This is a genomic window from Spirosoma rhododendri (assembly GCF_012849055.1).
GTDB lineage: Bacteria > Bacteroidota > Bacteroidia > Cytophagales > Spirosomataceae > Spirosoma > Spirosoma rhododendri.
The window spans coordinates 2,594,750-2,613,730 of the sequence record NZ_CP051677.1; the positions used below are offsets into that span (position 1 = coordinate 2,594,750).

The window sequence follows — 18,981 nt, forward strand, 5'->3', positions numbered from 1 at the left end:
ATGCTCTACTCTCTAGTATATCGCTGGTGTTAACAGTCTGTTAATCAATGTTATCAGATTGTTAAGGCTTCATATATGCATGGCCTGATCCACTATTTTTATCCGCATTTATTCATTGTTCATATCACACCAATAGACAACCGTTCTTTTACCAACCCAACTAACTTCATGAAACACGTTTTACAATGCCGATGGCTGGCTCTGCTCTGCTGTCTTAGTATCCTAATTACAGGCCCTACAGTTTGGGCACAATACACGCCGGGTAATCTGGTCGTGTTGCAGGCTGGTAATGGAACGTCGCCAACCAGCCTGACGAATACGGGTAATCCTATTCTTCTCAAAGAATTCAGCCCGTCAGGAGTGGCCGCCACTACCGTAGCCATTCCATCTACAGGAAGTAATCCGATGATTATTAGCGGGTCTGCTACTTCGGAGGGTATGCTGACCCGCTCTGCCAATGGCCTGTCACTAGTTTTGACAGGATATGCCCAAGTACTACCTAATACGGTTGCACTTGCAGGTACTTCAGCTGCCACAGTCAATCGGGCGATTGGTACAGTTGATATCAACGGCACCTTTAATCGGGTTCTAACCAGTAGCACATTTTACTCTGGAAATAACATTCGAGGAGCAACTTCGGACGGTACTAATTACTGGGCTGCCGGTGGGGTCGACGGTACAGATTATTTTGGTACGGGTACTCCAGCTACTGTGCAAAATACGGTGACCAACACTCGTGAAGTTGCTGTCTTTAATGGCAATCTTTACTTCTCCAGCCAAGTTGCCGGTTCTTATGGTATATTTCAAGTTGGGACCGGACTACCGAAAACAGCTGGTCAAACGATAACTCCCGTCTTTAGTACGACAGGAACTGGTACCGGAAACCCTGCGTCGGCAGGCTTCTTTTTCAACACAGCGGGCACTGTTTGCTATGTTGCTGATGGCCGTACTATCGCTAATGGAGGAGGAATCCAAAAATGGACATACAACGGTACTACTTGGTCACTATCATACACGTTGGGTACTACCACAGGGAGTGCCACTACTAATGGAACCTTCGGTTTGACGGTTGATTTTTCAGGGACAAACCCTGTTATCTACGCAACTACGACGGAATCAACGGCTAATCGTCTCATAAAAATTACGGATACTGGTTCAGGGTCGACTGCCACCTTGCTGTCTACAGCGCCTACTAACACTGTCTTTCGTGGGGTAGCAATGGCCCCAGTCAATGTCTGCCCTTCAATCACTGCTTCGCTTAACGGTACATCCACGATTTGCACGGGCAGTTCGGCCAATCTCACCGCTACCATTACCGGCGGCACCGGGCCTTACTCGCTGACGTATTCCAACGGTACAACCAATACGGTCGTAAGCAACTACACCAGCGGTGCTAACATCACCATTAGCCCTACAACCAGCACGACGTACACGCTGGTCAACGTAACCGATGCTAACGCTTGTGCGGCTACGGTAAGCGGATCAGCGCAGGTAACAGTCAATCAGCCTCCTACGACGGCTAACGCAGGCACGGCGCAAACGATTTTCACCGGGCAGTCAGCAACGCTGGCAGCCAACACACCCACAACCGGAACGGGGATGTGGTCGGTGACGAGCGGCCCCTCGACGGCGGCTTCACAGTTCAGCAGTATCACCAGTCCGACGGCCACATTCGCTCCGGCGGGCGGCATGGGCAGCTACGTCCTGACTTGGACGATCAGTAACGCACCCTGTACACCATCAGCTAGCAACGTAACGATTACGGTATCGAACCCCACCGTCAATTTGTCGGTGAGCAGCAACAGCGGGTCGGAAGCGGATAAAACGGCTATCACCGTGACGGCGATGGCTGCGGCTCCGGTCGTGGGTGATCAGACGGTTAGCCTGGCCGTGACCGGTACGGGCATCACCTCGGGCGACTACGTGCTAAGTAGCAACACCATCACGATTCTGAACGGACAAACGGCCGGTTCGGTCACGTTTACGGTTGTCGACGACAACGCTGTCGAAGGCACCGAAACAGCAACGCTGACCATCAGTAACCCGTCATCGGGCGTGGCACTGGGCAACACGGTTGCGCAGAACATCACTATCACCGACAACGATGTAGCCCCCGGCCTGAGCATCAATGATGTGTCGATGGCCGAAGGTAATAGTGGCACGACCACGTTCACGTTTACCATCAGTCTGGCGGCTCCGGCTCCGGCGGGTGGCGTCAGCTTCAACTACGCAACGGCCAACGGCACCGCCACCGCGGGTACGGATTACGTCGCTACCAGCGGTACGGGAACGATTCCTGAAGGCAGCAGCACGTTTGCGATCAGCGTACTGGTCAACGGCAACACGACCTTTGAAGCGGATAAGACGTTCTTCGTCGACGTAGCGAATGTAACGGGGGCGACGGTATCGAAAGGCCTGGGTACTGGCACGATCGTAAACGACGATGCCCAGCCGCTACCTGATCTGACCCTAGCACTGGCTGGACCCGCATCGGCCACGACGGGACAGGCCTACAGCTATAGTCTGGTAGTGAGCAACAGCGGTACTGCCGACGCCAGCAATGTGCCGGTTTCGTTTACGCTGCCGAGTGGGGTAGCCTACGCCAATGCATCGGGTAGCAACAGTTTCGCAGCGACGCAGAGCGGTTCAGTCGTTTCGTTTACGGGTGGAACGCTTACGCAGGGGAGCAGTGCCACGCTGCTAGTTTCGGTAACGCCGAACGCGGCCGGTACAGAAACCGTGTCGCCCGGAGCCGCCGTCATCGATCCCGCTAACACGATCACGGAAAGCAACGAAAACAACAACAGTTCGACGCAAATGGTAACGACGTCGGTCGTGGCACCCAATCAGCCGCCCGTTGCGCCGACGCTGCCGAATCAAACCGGTACGGTAGCCGTCGCCTTCTCCTACACCGTGCCTGCTTTCTCCGATCCTGAAAACGGGGCGCTGACCTATACCATCACCGGCGTTCCGGCGGGCCTGAGCGCCAATAACAGCACCCGCGCCATCTCAGGTACACCCACCACGACGGGCGTTTCAACCGTGACGGTGGTAGCCACTGATCCGCAGAGTGCGACCACGGCTGGTACGTTTACCATCACCATCAACGCCAATCAGCCGCCGGTAGCCCCCACGTTCACCAATCAGACGGCGACGGTGGGTACGGCCTTTAGCTATGTGGTTCCGGCTTTCAGTGATGCCGAGAACCAGACGCTGACCTATGCGGCATCGGGTGTTCCTTCGCCCCTGAGCTTCGATCCGGCCACGCGTACCATCTCGGGTACACCAACGGGTAGCGGCACGTCGACGATCACGATTACGGCGACTGATCCGGCCAGTAACATGACCAGCGGCACGTTTACCCTGACGGTAAACCCGGCACCTGCGGCTGGGGTAATTCGGATAACGGAGTACATGTATTCGTCAAACAACGGAGCAGGAAACGGCGTCGGCGAATTTATTGAACTGACCAACGTCGGTAATGCGGCTATCGACCTGACGGGCTGGAGCTTTGACGACAATACCCGCACGGCGGGGTCGTTTGCCATCGGCAGCCTGGGTACGGTACAGCCAAATGAATCGGTTATCATTACCGATGCGACAGCCGCGCTGTTCCGTCAGTTCTGGTTCCTCCCTGCTTCGGTGAAAATAGTCGGAGGAAGCGATCAGGGCCTGGGTCGGAACGACGAAATAAACATCTACGATGCATCAGGTACGCTTGTAACTAGCCTGACCTACAATGATCAGGGAACGAATCCTGCCAACACGGTTCGAACGCAATACATCAGTGCGTGGCCGCAGCGTAATCTGCTGGGCCAGACGAATACGGCAGGCTGGCAGCTATCGGTCGCGGGTGATGCGCAGAATTCGTATGTCGCCACTACCGGCGACCTGGGTAATCCCGGTGGCTATTTCGTACCGCTCAACCGGGTACTGGTACGTGAGTCAGGCGGCACGACAACGGTAACGGAAGGTGGTCCGACAGATACATACACGGTGGCACTCAACAGCCAGCCATCGTCCGACGTGACGGTGACGATCAACCCCGGTTCGCAACTGACCGTTAACCCGACTACGCTGACATTTACGTCGGCGAATTATAGCACCGCGCAAACCGTCACGGTAACGGCCATTGACGATAATGTGTATCAGGGTGCACCCCGTTCGGTAACGATCACGCAAAACGTAACGAGCAGCGACGCAGCTTACAACGGTATCGCAGTGAATCCTGTTTCTGTTACGATTACTGACAACGATTCGCCCGTAACGGCCGCACCGACGATTCAGGTGGCGAATACGACCACGAAATACGTGAACCTGCCCACCAGCGGCCCCGGTTACGTCAGTGGAGTGATAAACGACCCGACTGATCCGGCGAAAACACTTGGTATCGACTTTACACTCGCTGATACCGACTCAGACGTAAACACGCTGACGACGACAGCCACCAGCAACAACGGAAACGCTACGGTCAGTCTGACCGGCTCGGGCAGCAGCCGGAACCTGAAAATTACGCCGGTCAATGCTGGTTATTCAACCATTACCGTATCGGTCAGCGACGGGACGAACACGACGAATTATGTGGTCAATTATGCGGGATCGGCGGCTTCGGTTGCTCCCTCGACCACTCGCTTTCACACGGGAACCAGCGATGCCTCGACGGCCATTCTCGTCGATGCGAACTACATGCTCGTTGGTGATGACGAAAACCAGGTACTTCGGCTGTACAACCGGCAAAATTCAGGTTTGCCCGTTGCCGGTTTCGATTTCACTTCGTCGCTCGGCCTGACCGACGTGTCGGGTGGTGTACCCCGTGAGTTCGATCTGGAACTGTCGGTTCGGCAGAACAACCGTATCTTCTGGATTGGCTCGGAAAGCAACGCCGATGGTGGTAATGCCCGCGTCAACCGCGACCGCGTGTTTGCCACCGACGTGTCGGGTAACGGTGCATCGACATCGCTCAGCTACGTGGGTCGGTACGATCACCTGCGCGAAGACATCATCAGCTGGGACGTCAACAACGGTCACGGCAAAGGAGCCAACCACTATGGATTGCAGGCTAGTGCAGCCGCTGGTGTAGGGTCGAAGCAAACGAGTGGTTATAACATCGAAGGGGCGGAATTTGCGCCGGATGGTACTACCGTTTATCTGGGATTCCGGGCTCCGCAGGTACTGCCCGGTAACCGGACGAAGGCGCTCATTGTACCCGTAACGAATCTGACCAGCCTGGTAAGCGGACAATCGCAGGGGGCGGCTACGTTCGGTGCGCCAATCGAACTGAATCTGGGCGGACGAGGCATCCGGGAAATGCGACGAAACGTCAGCAATCAGTACGTAATTATCGCCGGACCAGCGGGTGATGCTGGTGCATCACCTAACGATTTCCGACTGTTTACCTGGACGGGTAATGCCAGCGATGCTCTGGTAGAACACAATGCTAATTTGACGGCATTGATGGTAAACGGTAGCTTCGAGTCGATTGTCGAAGTACCTGCTTCGCTTGATAACAACACGTCGCTGCAACTGCTGATCGACAATGGTGACGCAGTTTATTACAACGATGGAATGGTGGCCAAAGATCTGGCCCAGAACAATTTCAAGAAGTTTCGTTCGGAGATTGTAACGCTTGGTTCGCCACTCAACACCGCTCCGGTAGCGACGGCTAACAACAACCAGACGGCGACGGTCGGCATGGCCTTCACCTACACGGTCAACGCCTTCACCGATGCCGAGACGCCCAACCAGCTGACCTACGCGGCCATCATCAACCCGGCCGACGGACTGAGCTTCGACCCGGCGACGCGCATCATCTCCGGTACGCCAACGATGACTGGTGTGAGCAGCGTGACGATCTCGGCCACCGATCCGGGTAGTCTGAGCGCGAGCACGACGTTCACCATCACCGTCAACCCCGCGCCGGTAACAGCTCTGACGGTAACGGCTACGGCGAACCCAACCCACATTCTGACTACGGGCAGCACGACACTGACGGGCATGGCAATGGGCGGCACAACGCCTTACAGCTACGCCTTCAGCGGCCCGGGTACGATTACGCCCAGCGGTAACACGGCCAGCGTATCGGGCCTGTCGGCAGGTGTACAGACGTTCACGGTCACGGTAACCGATGCGACAACGCCTACGGCCCAAAGCAGCTTCACCACCGTCAGCGTAACGGTGACGACGCCGAATACAGCTCCCTCAGTCGCCAATGCAGTTGCTCCTCAGAGCGCAACGGTAGGGGTGGGTTACACGCTCTCGCTGGCCAATGTGTTCACTGATGCCGAGACGCCCAACCAGCTGACTTTGTCGGTGAGTGGACTACCAGCCGGGTTAAACTTCACGGCTCCGGCTACTATCAGCGGTATACCCTCGACGACGGTTGGTTCACCCTATACGATCAGCGTTACCGCGACCGATCCGGGCAACCTATCGACAACGACGACGTTTACACTGACGATTCAGGCCCTGCCCGCCCTGACGGTAACGGCCTCGGCGAACCCAACCCAGATCCTGACCACGGGTAGTACGACGCTGACTGGTATGGCGATGGGTGGTACGAGCCCTTACAGTTACGCCTTCACTGGTCCAGGTACGATTACGCCCAGCGGTAACACGGCCAGCGTATCGGGCCTGTCGGCAGGTGTACAAACGTTCACGATCACGGTAACCGATGCGACAACGCCTACGGCCCAAAGCAGCTTTACCACCGTCAGCGTAACGGTGACTACAGCTAATCAGCCGCCCGTTGCGCCGACGCTGCCCAACCAGAGTGGTACGGTAGCCGTTGCCTTCTCCTACACCGTGCCTGCCTTCACCGATCCTGAAAACGGCGCGCTGACCTACACCATCACCGGCGTTCCGGCGGGCCTGAGCGCCAATAACAGCACCCGCGTCATCTCAGGTACGCCCACCACGACGGGCGTCTCGACGGTGACGGTGGTAGCCACTGATCCGCAGAGCGCGACGACGGCTGGTACGTTTACTATCACCATCAACGCCAACCAGGCTCCCGTCGCATCGACGGTCAGTAACCAGACGGCGACGGTGGGTGCGGCCTTCAGCTATGTGGTTCCGGCCTTTAGTGATGCCGAGAACCAGACGCTGACGTATGTGGCCTCTGGTGTTCCTACGCCTTTGATGTTCAACCCGGCCACGCGCACGCTGTCGGGTACACCAACGAGCAGCGGCACGTCGACTGTTACGATTAAGGCCACTGACCCGGCCAGTAACACGGCTGGTACCACGTTTACCCTGACTGTTAGCCCATCGGCCCTGTCGCTGGTTGCTTCGGCTAATCCAGCCCAAATTCTGACGACGGGTACGACTACATTGTCAGCCAGCGTCTCGGGTGGTACGACCCCTTACAGCTACGCTTTTACTGGCCCCAGTGTAATTACGCCTAACGGCAATACGGCTACGGTATCGGGTCTGTCAGCGGGTGTGCAGACGTTCACCGTCACGGTGACCGATGCGACCACGCCCTCGGCTCAAACCAGCTTCACCACGGTGAGTGTGACAGTGACAATGGCCAACACGGCCCCCATAGTGGCTAACCCCGTTGGTCTGCAGAGCGCCACGGTCGGTAGTGCGTACACGCTGTCAGTGGCGAACGTGTTCACCGATGCCGAGACGCCCAACCAGCTGACCCTGTCGGCTAGTGGTCTGCCCGCGGGTCTGAATCTGAGCGGCACGACCATCAGCGGCACGCCGTCGATGAGCGGGGTGAGCACGGTGACGCTGACGGTAACTGACCCTGGCAACCTGACGGCCAGCACTCAGTTCACGATCACGGTCAATCCGGCCGCGGGAACGACGCCAACGCCGACGGGTCCCTTCAGCATCACGGGGGTGACGTTGAACAGTTGCCAGACCCTCTCGGCGGGTGAGCGCCAGATCAGCTTCACACCCCAGTACGCGGGTGTAACGGGGGAAACGATCACCTTCCGGGTGGTCAACGAGAGTGTGGCCACCACGGCACCGGGCCCGTATACGCTCAAGCTCTACACGGACAATCCGGTGATCAACCTGCGGGCCATGCAGGGCAGCGGCAGTGAGGTAGCTTACGTCTACAACTGGCTGGCGGCTTGTAACAACACCACGCCCACACCGACCAACACGGCTCCCACGGTAGCCAACCCAGTTGGTCCGCAGAGCGCAACAGTTGGTAGTGGCTACACGCTGTCAGTGGCTAACGCGTTCACTGATGCCGAGACGCCCAACCAGCTGACCTTGTCAGCTAGCGGCTTGCCTGCGGGCCTGGGCCTGAGCGGCAGCACCATCAGCGGTACACCTTCGGTGAGTGGCGTGAGCACGGTGACCTTGACGGCGACCGATCCGGGCAATCTGAGCAGCAGCACCCAGTTCACCATCACGGTCAATCCGGCTGCGACTACTACGCCCACGCCGACAGGTCCCTTCAGCATCACGGGGGTGAGCCTGAACAGCTGCCAGACTCTCTCGGCGGGTGAGCGCCAGATCAGCTTCACGCCCCAGTACGCGGGAGTGACAGGTGAGAGTATCACCTTCCGGGTGGTTAACGAGAGTGTGGCTACGACGGCACCGGGCCCCTACACGTTGAAGCTCTACACCGACAACCCGGTGATCAACCTGCGGGCTATGCAGGGTAGCGGCAGCGAGGTGGCCTACGCCTACAACTGGCTGGCGGCTTGTAACAACATCACGCCCACACCGACCAACACGGCTCCCACGGTAGCCAACCCAGTCGGCCCGCAGAGCGCGACGGTGGGCAGTGGCTACACCCTGTCAGTGGCCAACGTGTTCACCGATGCCGAGACACCCAACCAACTGACTCTGTCGGCTAGTGGTCTGCCCGCGGGTCTGATCCTAAGCGGTAGCACCATCAGCGGTACGCCCTCGATGAGTGGGGTGAGCAATGTGACCCTGACGGCGACCGATCCGGGCAACCTGAGCAGCAGCAGCCAGTTCACGATCACGGTCAATCCGGCCGCGACCACGACGCCCACGCCGACGGGTCCCTTCAGCATCACGGGGGTGACCTTGAACAGCTGCCAGACCATTTCGGCGGGTGAGCGTCAGATCAGCTTCACGCCCCAGTATGCGGGGGTGACGGGGGAAACGATCACCTTCCGGGTAGTTAACGAGAGCGTGGCGACGACTGCACCGGGCCCCTACATGCTCAAGCTCTACACCGACAACCCGGTGATCAACCTGCGGGCTATGCAGGGCAGCGGCAGCGAGGTGAGCTACGCCTACAACTGGCTGGCCGCTTGTAATACGAACGGTCGCACTGGCGCAACGGAGCGTACCGAACTATTGACGGTAACGGTACTTGGTAACCCGGTCGTGGGTGAAACGGTCGACATCGAGATTCGCGGGGCCGAAGGACAATCGGTGCGAATTCAAACAATCGATGGTCGTGGGCACGCGATCAGCGCCGACCGAATTGAGCAGGCGGTATCCGTCGAGCGCCTTACGGTGCGGTTACGGCAGTCGGCAGGTATCTATCTGCTACAGGTCAGCACCGCTACCCAGCAGCAGACGGTCAAGCTGATTCGCGACTAACCGCCGATCCGATCAATAAGTAAAACGGGGTACCCTGCGCAGGGTACCCCGTTTTTTATGCTAGTGTTTGCCGGTTAAATCAGTATATCCCCGGCAGCTTCCCAGCCGCTCGGCGGTCCGATGTCGGAGCCACGATAGCGGCTAACGGGACTCTTGCTATTTAGCCTGACGGCTCCGACATCGGACCGCCGAGCGGCTGGGAAGCTATCGGGGACATATCAATCAACCAGTTCTACAAACTCAGAACACAAGATTGTCGATCAGGCGAACTTTGCCGAGGTGAGCCGCGATACAGATGGCCGTTTGCCCCGGTGCCAGCACTTCATCGGCGGGCATCAGCGTATCGGCATTGGCAATTTCGATGTACTCCAGTCGAAAGGCCGGTCTGGCGCTGATAAAGTCGCCTACAGCAGCTTTCGCCTGCGCGGGTGTCTGTCCGTCAGCAAGTAGGTCGTGCGCCAGCGTCAGGGCCGCAAACAGCGTCGTTGCCTGATCGCGTTCGTCGGGCGTCAGGTTGCGGTTGCGGGACGACATTGCTAGTCCGTCGGCTTCGCGTACGGTTGGGCTACGGACCAGCTCAACGGGAAAACTCAGGTTACGGATCAGACTACGGATCACGGCGACCTGTTGTAAATCCTTTTGGCCGAAGAAGGCTTTGTCAGGCTGAACGATGTTGAACAGCTTGGCTACTACCAGGCCGACACCGTTGAAATGGCCGGGTCGGAAGGCGCCTTCCATTACCGTTTCCAGCGCGCCAAAGTTGAGGGTCAGGCTGGGCGCTGCCGGGTACATTTCGTCGACAGAAGGGGCAAATACGATGTCGCAGCCGACGGTTTCGAGTAAAGCGCAATCGGCATCGAGTGTACGTGGGTAACGGGCCAGATCATCGGCGTTGTTGAACTGAACGGGGTTGACGAAGATGCTGCACACGACGACATCGGCTTGCTGACGAGCCTGCTGAATCAGCGTTAGGTGGCCATCGTGCAGGGCACCCATTGTCGGAACAAGGCCGATTGATTGGCTGACGCGCAGTCCGGCGAGGTGCTGACGTAGGCTGGCAATGGTATCGAAGCGAAGCATAGCAATAGGCAGTATTGAATCTGCAATGATACAGGATCGCTATCTTTTATGGCCAAATCGTATTGAAATACGGGAAAAATTTGTATAATTTTGCAAGTTTTTCGGTGATCTAACCAACACACCCAGCCCGGTTTATGAGCAAATTACGTATTCTTTATGTGGCCAGCGAAATCAATCCGTTCCTCAAAACATCCGACGTTGCCGACTTCGTCCGTAAGTTACCGCAGGCAATGCAGGAGCGGGGAATGGAGATTCGAATTCTGGTGCCGCGCTTCGGTCTCATCAACGAACGTAAGAACCGGTTGCACGAAGTTGTCCGTCTGTCAGGCATTAACATCGCCGTTGGCGACGAAGAGAAGCCGCTGATTATCAAGGTGGCTTCGATTCCCACCGCGAAACTACAGGTCTATTTTATCGACAATGAAGATTATTTCCAGCGGAAATACGTCTTCCACGACAAGGAAAATCGGTTCTACGATGATAACGACGAACGGGCAATTTTCTTCTGTAAAGGCGTGCTGGAAACGGTGAAAAAACTTGGTTGGGCCCCTGACATCGTGCATTGCAACGACTGGATGACCTCGCTGATTCCGCTGTACCTCAAGACGACCTACAAGAACGACCCGATGTTTAAAGACACCAAGTCGGTCTTCACGGTCTACAACAACGCCTTTGAGCACCGCTTCGACGGCGACATTGTGGAAAAAGCCCGGATGATGGACATCGACGATTCGATGCTGGCCGAGCTGAAAACCGCTGATTTTTCGGGCTTCATCCGCATCGGCTGCGCGTACGCCGACGCCGTTGTTCGGGCCGAAGAAGAATCGAGCGAAAGTCTGAACGCCATTTTGAACGATCTGCCGGAACATAAATTCGACAGCGCTGAAGACGAAGACGTTACCGAGCGGTACTACAATCTGTACAATCAGCTGGTCAGCTAACCGCATTGCCGCGTAATACTATTCGATTACAGAAAGCCGGGGTTTCCCGGCTTTTTGCATTACTTTACTACTGAATCTTCGGATTCAGCTACCTTGATAAACCTATTTTAACAGACTGAGTATGTGTGGAATTGTGGCCTATGTGGGGTATCGCGATGCGTGCCCCCTGGTAATTAAAGGCTTAAAACGACTCGAATACCGGGGTTACGACAGTGCCGGTGTTGCGTTGATGAATGATAACGGGCTGAGCGTTTATAAGAAGAAGGGCAAAGTGTCGGCGCTGGAACAGGAACTGGCTGGCAAGGCCGTACAGTCGACGATCGGAATGGGCCACACGCGCTGGGCCACCCACGGCGAACCCAACGACGTTAATGCTCACCCGCACTATTCGTTTCACCGAAAACTGGCGATTATTCACAACGGAATCATCGAAAACTACGCGGCCATCAAGCAACGGCTGCTCAAGAAAGGCCACACCTTCGCGAGTCAGACCGATACCGAAGTGCTCGGGCAGTTTATCGAAGAGATCTGGGAAAATGCGGGTGGAACGCTGGAAGAAGCCGTGCGGCTGGCCTTGCAGGAAGTTGTGGGTGCCTACGCTATCGTGGTCATGAGCGAAGCTGACCCTACTCAGCTGATTGCTGCCCGGAAAGGCTCCCCGCTGGTAATTGGCGTGGGCGAGAACGAATACTTTCTGGCGTCGGATGCTACGCCGATCGTTGAGTATACCAAGGAGGTAATCTACCTGAACGACTACGAAATCGCGGTGATCAAAGACGGCCAACTGCGGGTCGTTACGCTTGACAACACTACCACGACACCCTACGTGCAGACGGTCGAGCTGGAACTGGAAGCCATTGAAAAAGGCGGCTACGACCACTTTATGCTCAAGGAAATCTTCGAGCAACCCCGCTCTATCGCTGACTCGATGCGCGGGCGGGTGCAGGCCGAAGCCGGTATGCTGCAACTCGGTGGCCTGCGCGACTATATGGACAAGCTGGCTAAGTCGAAGCGCATTGTAATCGTCGGCTGCGGTACGTCGTGGCACGCGGGGCTGGTCGCCGAGTACATTTTTGAGGAACTGGCCCGGATTCCCGTCGAGGTTGAATACGCGTCGGAGTTTCGCTACCGCAACCCAATTATCAAGGAGGGCGACATCGTGATTGCTATCTCGCAGTCGGGCGAAACGGCGGATACACTGGCGGCTATCGAACTGGCGAAGTCAAAAGGCGCGATCATTTTCGGCGTCTGTAACGTGGTTGGTTCCTCTATCGCCCGGGCGACTCACGCGGGGGCTTACACCCACGCTGGCCCAGAAATCGGCGTTGCGAGCACGAAAGCCTTCACCGCACAGGTGACGGTACTGACGCTGATGGCCCTGGCCGCTGCCAAACGCAAAGGCACTATCTCCGATTCGCTGTTCCGGCAACTGCTGGTCGAGATGGAAAGCATCCCGGCGAAGGTGGAAAAGGTGCTGCAATCGGCCGACAAGATCAAGGAAATCGCGTATATCTTCACCTACGCCCGCAACTTCATCTACCTGGGCCGGGGCCTGAACTTCCCCGTGGCGCTGGAGGGTGCGCTGAAGCTGAAAGAGATCAGCTACATCCACGCGGAGGGCTACCCGGCTGCCGAGATGAAGCACGGCCCCATCGCCCTGATCGACGAAGATATGCCGGTGGTCGTAACCGCGACCAAAGACAGTTCGTACGAAAAAGTCGTGTCGAATATTCAGGAGGTGAAGGCTCGCAAAGGCCGCGTTATCGCTATCACCACAGAGGGCGACACGCTCCTGCCCGGTATGGTCGACTTCACGATCGAAATCCCGAATGTGCACGAGGTACTTATGCCGCTGGTATCAGTAGTACCCCTGCAACTGCTGGCCTACGACATCGCCGTCATGCGCGGCCGCAACGTTGATCAACCCCGCAACCTCGCCAAATCAGTGACGGTAGAATAAGCCGTTAGAGTTGACAGGTATAAAAACCGGCGTATAACAGCAAAGTGCTGTTATACGCCGGTTTTTTTGTTTACAGAAATTTATAAAAGCTATCAATTGGTATCATTTATATTTAATTATTTTTGAAATCATAAACAAAAATATGCCGATTCTTTACTTATTTAACTCATTCTAAAAATGAACTCGCCTATGCAACTCGTCAACAAATCACTGTATGTAATGACCTCTGAAATTAAAGTGTATTAACATGTATTCATTTACTTTTCTCTTATGCAAGTAAATGAATACGCTAGCCTAATAGTCTGTCAATGAACAGGATAGACAAAAATATGTCCCCTATAGCTTCGTATTGCCTTTCACCGTAAGATAAACTTTTGTTAACTGTGAAAAAGTATTGTGTGTGGACAACGCTGGTTGTCCTTCTATGCGCATTCGATTTTGTGTGTCATGCACAAACTAAACGCTCCGTCCCATTTACGTTTTCTCTATCTGGTAAGAACCGAACAAGTGCTGGCGTCTTCACCAAAGACGGCGTGTTGGTTCGTACGCTGTGGAGCGCCGTGCCAATGGACGCCGGCACGTATACCAAATACTGGGACGGGCTCGACGACAAGGGGCAGACTGTGGCATCGGCCAACTACGATGTCCGGCTACTGGCCAACAACGTTTCCTACTCCTGGGAGGGCGTGATCGGCAATTCATCCTTTGGCAACAGTCAGGGAAATGGACTGCAACGCGCCTTTTTGCATGCCCAGGGCATGGCCATCGCCGGTAACTACGCCTATTACGGGGCGGGCTACGCCGAAGGCAATCCCTCACAGGCCAAGCTCGCCCTGTCAAGTCCACAGCAGCGGATGGACTTTTTCCCAAAAGGAAGTACCGACCAGGCCACCCTCTTCGTCGCCACGGATGGGAAACTGGTGTACTGGGCGGGGTACGATGGCTACAACAACGGCAATAACTGGTTTGTCTTTGCCACCCGCACCAGCGACGACGGCGAACAGTCATTTGCCAGCGGGCAGCCGCTGAAAATGACGATGGGCCGGACCTACGCGTCGGCAATCGACGTCATCAACGGAGCGGCCGGGGTAGTAACGGGAATGGCCGTTCAAAAAAACGGGAAGTACCTGTTTGTGTCGCACAAGAGCCGGCATCAGATACGGGTACTGGATAAAACGACTGGTAACCTGGTGCAGTCGCTGTTTTTCAACGATGCGGCCGGGCTGGCCGTCGATGGTCAGGATAATTTGTGGGTCATCAACGGAAACACGGTTAGCCGATTCACGGTAAATAATGATGGGACGCTGGGCAAGGCTGAACTCTCGCTGGCCGGATTGCAGACCCCGATGGCGCTGGCGGTCTCGCCCGACAACCAGACACTGCTGGTGGCCGATGGGGGCAGTAGCCAGCAGGTGAAGGCATTCAGCAACAGCACCGGAGCCAGCGTCTGGACATTCGGCCAGCCAGGGGGGTACCGAACCGATCCGACAGTGGCTGATGATAAGTTTTATTTCTCGGATGTGAGTGGTTTGATCAACGACACGTTTCTGGCGTTCGCGCCCGATGGCTCGTTCTGGGTGGGTGATTCTGGCAACTATCGCATGCAGCATTACTCGGCCGGTCGTTCGTTTGTTGATCGGATCATGTACCTCCAGAATAATTACAGCTGCTTCATCGATCAGAACAACCCCAACCGGCTGCTGTCGGAATTTCAGGAGTTTGCCATCGACTACACGAAGCCCCTCGGTGGTACCAATGGGTCATGGACATTGGCAAAAAACTGGCGGGCAAGCGTGCCGGCCAACTATTTCGAGAAGTTGACGATCAACCACACGTACATCACCAACATTTTTCGGGACGTACTGACGCTGTCCAATGGGCGGGTGTACGGCTTTCTGCGTCGGTTCAACGATAACAAGTGGGTGCTGGCCGAGCTGCCCAGCAAAGGGCCACTTCGCATCACCAAAGTGGCCTTCGACGCGCAGAACCGCTACACTTATCACATTGCCAGCGATGGATCGCTGCGGCAGTCGGTTAACAACCTCAACGGCACATCGGGGCTGTCGTCTGGGAGTCGCGCCGGCTGACGGGCTTCGATGCTGACAACGATCCGGTCTGGGCACCCGCTACCTCATACGCCAGCGCGCCGGTTAGCTCGGGTGGCGAGCCGATCAACTGGTACGGCGGATACAGCCGTACGGGCGAGACGACCTCGTCGGGTGTTGTGGTTTCCTTCGACGAGGGTAAAATCAACGGCCCTACGGGAGCCGGCTATCACCTGGGCGGGCTGCGGGTAGGCGATAACAAGTGGCTCTGGAAAACGGCGATGGCAACTACCCGCGATTACAAAGGGATCTATCCCGATGATGGGGCTTACGATGTGGGCAACGGGGTGGAGTACGGTGGGGGCGGCATCACGGTGCTGGACCGTCACATCTTCTGGAATTACCACGGGGAGTTCTGGAAAGGTAGCCAGGTCAACAAGTGGCAGCACGTATATGATAACGGGCTGTTGCTGGGTATTTTCGGGAAAACCGGCCCCGAAGTGAGGATCGAAGCGCCGGACGGCCGGCCGGTGGCGGGCATGGCTGGTAACGTATATTTCGGAACGGCTGTGCGGGCGTCGAATGGCGTTACCTACCTGTACCACGGCGAAGAGTCGGGCTGGGGTGGCATACACCGCTGGCGCATCGACAACATGCAGTCGGTTCAGGAGCAGGTCATCAACTTAAAAAATATTAATACCTACTCAACGGCCAGTTCGACGTCGGGTACGGAAGGTATTGATCTGCTGGCCGGTCTCTCGCCGTCCAGTGTCGTAAGCGATGGTGCGGCTGGCTGGAACCGTAACCCAGCTACCGACAACGTCGTGGACGGTGGCAACAAATGGACGGTGAAGACCAGTATCCTGCGGTATAACCGCTTCGACAGCCCTGACCTGTATGTTAATTTCTCGAAGGCGAATAGTCGGTATACGGTTACACGCGATCTGGGTAACAATAGCAGCCTGAGCAGCTGGCGTTTGAGTGGCGTCATCACCTTCGACAACACAAACCCCAACAACGGTACGCCCGATCAGTCGGACTCGGGAGGGTCGTACTTCGAAGTGCTCGACAACGCGGGTAAGGTATTGGCCCGATTGTATCAGCAAGTGTACTTCGGCCCGAGCAACCCACCCGTCAAAACGATCGCCAATGGGCAGACGATTGCACAGGGGTACTACTTTGATCCGGCATCGGCGGTGGCGACGGCAGCGGATGCGATTGACATCAGCCTGGACAACGGAACCCTGTCGATCAAGTACCAGAACTATCCGGCCGTAAAGACTGGGTCGCTGGAAGCCGGTGGTAATTTGCAAAAGCCGCGCACTGTCCGATTATTTTTCTGGTGCAACGGCCGCAACTACGAGCGGACGATCGACATTCAGCAACTGCGGTTCTTTGCCGGAAGCGTGTCTGCTACCGGAACTACACCAGCACCTGCATCAACGGGTCCGACTGCTGGCAAAACGTATTACATAAAAGCGAAGCAAAGCGATAAAAACATCGATGTTTCCGGTCAGTCGACAGCCGACGGCGCGTCAATCATTCAATGGACGTACAACGGTGGAAAAAACCAGCAGTGGACACTGAAGCAGGCTGCTACGGGCTACTTTACTATTCAGTCGGTAAACAGCGGTAAAGCGCTCGACATTGTCGGCGTATCGACGGCAGATGGCGCGAAGGTTAATCAATGGATGATGAACGGGCAGGCAAACCAGCAGTTTAAGCTGGTGGATGCTGGTGGTGGTTACTTCAAAATCATGGCTAACCACAGTCAGAAATGCCTAGACGTACAAGGGCAGTCGACTGCTAATGGCGCACTTATCGTGCAGAACACCTGCCAAAACATCGATAGCCAGAAGTTCACGTTCACTGAGGTTGGTTCAGCAGGAGGTCGGGTTGGTGTTGAATCAGCATCGATATCGACAGAAGCGGTGTTGCTGATGTATCCCAATCCGGCAACGAACTATGTTACGATTCTCGGAGCTGCGGATCAGCTGGTATCGTTTGTCAATTCAGCCGGGCAGACTGTGCTGACAGTACGGTGTACAAGTGATGAAGAGCGTGTATCAGTGCATTCGCTGCCCACTGGTCAATACACCGTGCATTGGACAGATCAGCATACAGTGGTCTCCCAAAAATTACTGATTGCCCGATAAACAACCAGCCCTCCCTTCGACAGATAGTAGAAGGGAGGGCTGGTTGTGAAAGGTATATACCACACGCTCATTCCCCTGCAACTGCTGGCCTACGACATCGCCGTTATGCGCGGCCGCATCGTCGACCAGCCCCGCAACCTCGCCAAGTCAGTAACGGTAGAATAAGGCGGTTTACAGTTTTCGGTATCCGGTTTACGGTGGCTCATCGGGCGACCGTAAACCGGATTTTTGTTTTTAATTATTGGCTGGGCAACAGCCTGCGTAATTATCAACCCTACGCTCACGAGTGTTGCCTAGGTTGTCCTTTTCAGTATATGCTAGTATACAACTACCTACGCAAAAATTGCTGCCAGCCACCCGCGTCCATCTTCTACTTACTACAGTACGTCGAGAAATAGTCGAACTTTCTTCAACCGTTCCTTGAGGTGATGTTAAAGGACAACTGGTCGTAAACTGTTTCCTAACCCGTTGTCCTTTTTGCATAGCGAAAACAGCAAATGATTTGCCGTTTCTCATGTCTTTGGGTAATGTAAGCTTATTGCTTAACTGACCGCTGCTCAATCCATCAATACCATACATGATAGGGCTACCATTACCTCCAACGGCTTGAACAGTCAATGTGCTCATGTTACAATTCTGCTGTATGTCAGTGATCGTCAGTTGAGACGATATGGCAGTGCTAGGTGGATCAATGAGCAAAGCGATCGTTGCTTTCGAATTACTACAAAGGATAGTCTCAATCTGCTTCTTGACTAATCCAATGTCAGAAAACGCTTTATATTTTTTTGCGTTTATTTCTAGTGAATCGACCCGTTTAGTCGTCAAATAAACAACTAGTGAATCTGCGCTCAGGTCGTTGTTTGATAGAACGTATGATCTGAAAAGACTATCAGACTTTGTTGTGGTTTTTCCTGTTAGAGAGGACGGAATAATTGTTTTTTGCAAGTGCTCTCCTAAAAGCTTAAACTCTCTATTCATTGTCGTTCGAGTAAGACTAGATCTTTCGACTGGGTACGCAACAGACGTATCAGAATTGTCTATGTCTGCTCTGATCAAAGATGGGTCTAATATGACCGTGTCTTTGCACGGTCTTTCTATGTGCATACCACTTAAGAGAGTGATGCCGTCCGGCGAAAGTTTATTGCCTTCGTTGAAAAGCGTCGTCGGCTTGTTTGTGAAGATTATTTTCAGCTTTACTCGGTCTATCTTCTCACCGCTACCATCGCACCCTAAAAGAATTTGGCATACTGTGGCTA

The 18,981-nt window shown here is 55.3% G+C and carries 7 protein-coding genes; 5 read left to right on the forward strand and 2 right to left on the reverse strand.

Annotated elements, in window-relative coordinates; all coding sequences use genetic code 11:
* Positions 1–1,218: 1,218 nt before the first annotated feature.
* Complete coding sequence (locus tag HH216_RS10845; protein WP_169550839.1) at positions 1,219–9,543, forward strand: putative Ig domain-containing protein; 8,325 nt, start codon at positions 1,219–1,221, stop codon at positions 9,541–9,543.
* Between the two features lie 240 nt (positions 9,544–9,783).
* On the opposite strand, the gene panC is transcribed toward HH216_RS10845, so the two are convergent.
* Positions 9,784–10,623, reverse strand: coding sequence for a pantoate--beta-alanine ligase (panC, locus tag HH216_RS10850; protein ID WP_169550840.1), 840 nt, complete (start codon positions 10,621–10,623; stop codon positions 9,784–9,786).
* 134 nt (positions 10,624–10,757) lie between these two features.
* Between panC and HH216_RS10855 the strand changes: the two genes are divergently transcribed.
* From HH216_RS10855 to HH216_RS25820, 4 genes are all read left to right on the forward strand, one after another.
* Complete coding sequence (locus HH216_RS10855; protein ID WP_169550841.1) at positions 10,758–11,564, forward strand: glycogen/starch synthase; 807 nt, start codon at positions 10,758–10,760, stop codon at positions 11,562–11,564.
* Positions 11,565–11,685: 121 nt separating this feature from the next.
* Positions 11,686–13,524: a glutamine--fructose-6-phosphate transaminase (isomerizing) gene (gene glmS, locus HH216_RS10860; protein WP_169550842.1), complete on the forward strand. Its 1,839-nt coding sequence runs from the start codon at positions 11,686–11,688 to the stop codon at positions 13,522–13,524.
* Between the two features lie 536 nt (positions 13,525–14,060).
* Complete coding sequence (locus HH216_RS25815; protein WP_254448779.1) at positions 14,061–15,611, forward strand: NHL repeat-containing protein; 1,551 nt, start codon at positions 14,061–14,063, stop codon at positions 15,609–15,611.
* Between the two features lie 137 nt (positions 15,612–15,748).
* Positions 15,749–17,725: an RICIN domain-containing protein gene (locus HH216_RS25820; RefSeq protein WP_254448780.1), complete on the forward strand. Its 1,977-nt coding sequence runs from the start codon at positions 15,749–15,751 to the stop codon at positions 17,723–17,725.
* Between the two features lie 234 nt (positions 17,726–17,959).
* On the opposite strand, the gene HH216_RS10870 is transcribed toward HH216_RS25820, so the two are convergent.
* On the reverse strand, positions 17,960–18,703 hold the full coding sequence (locus HH216_RS10870) for a hypothetical protein (protein ID WP_169550843.1): 744 nt from the start codon (positions 18,701–18,703) through the stop codon (positions 17,960–17,962).
* Positions 18,704–18,981: the final 278 nt, after the last annotated feature.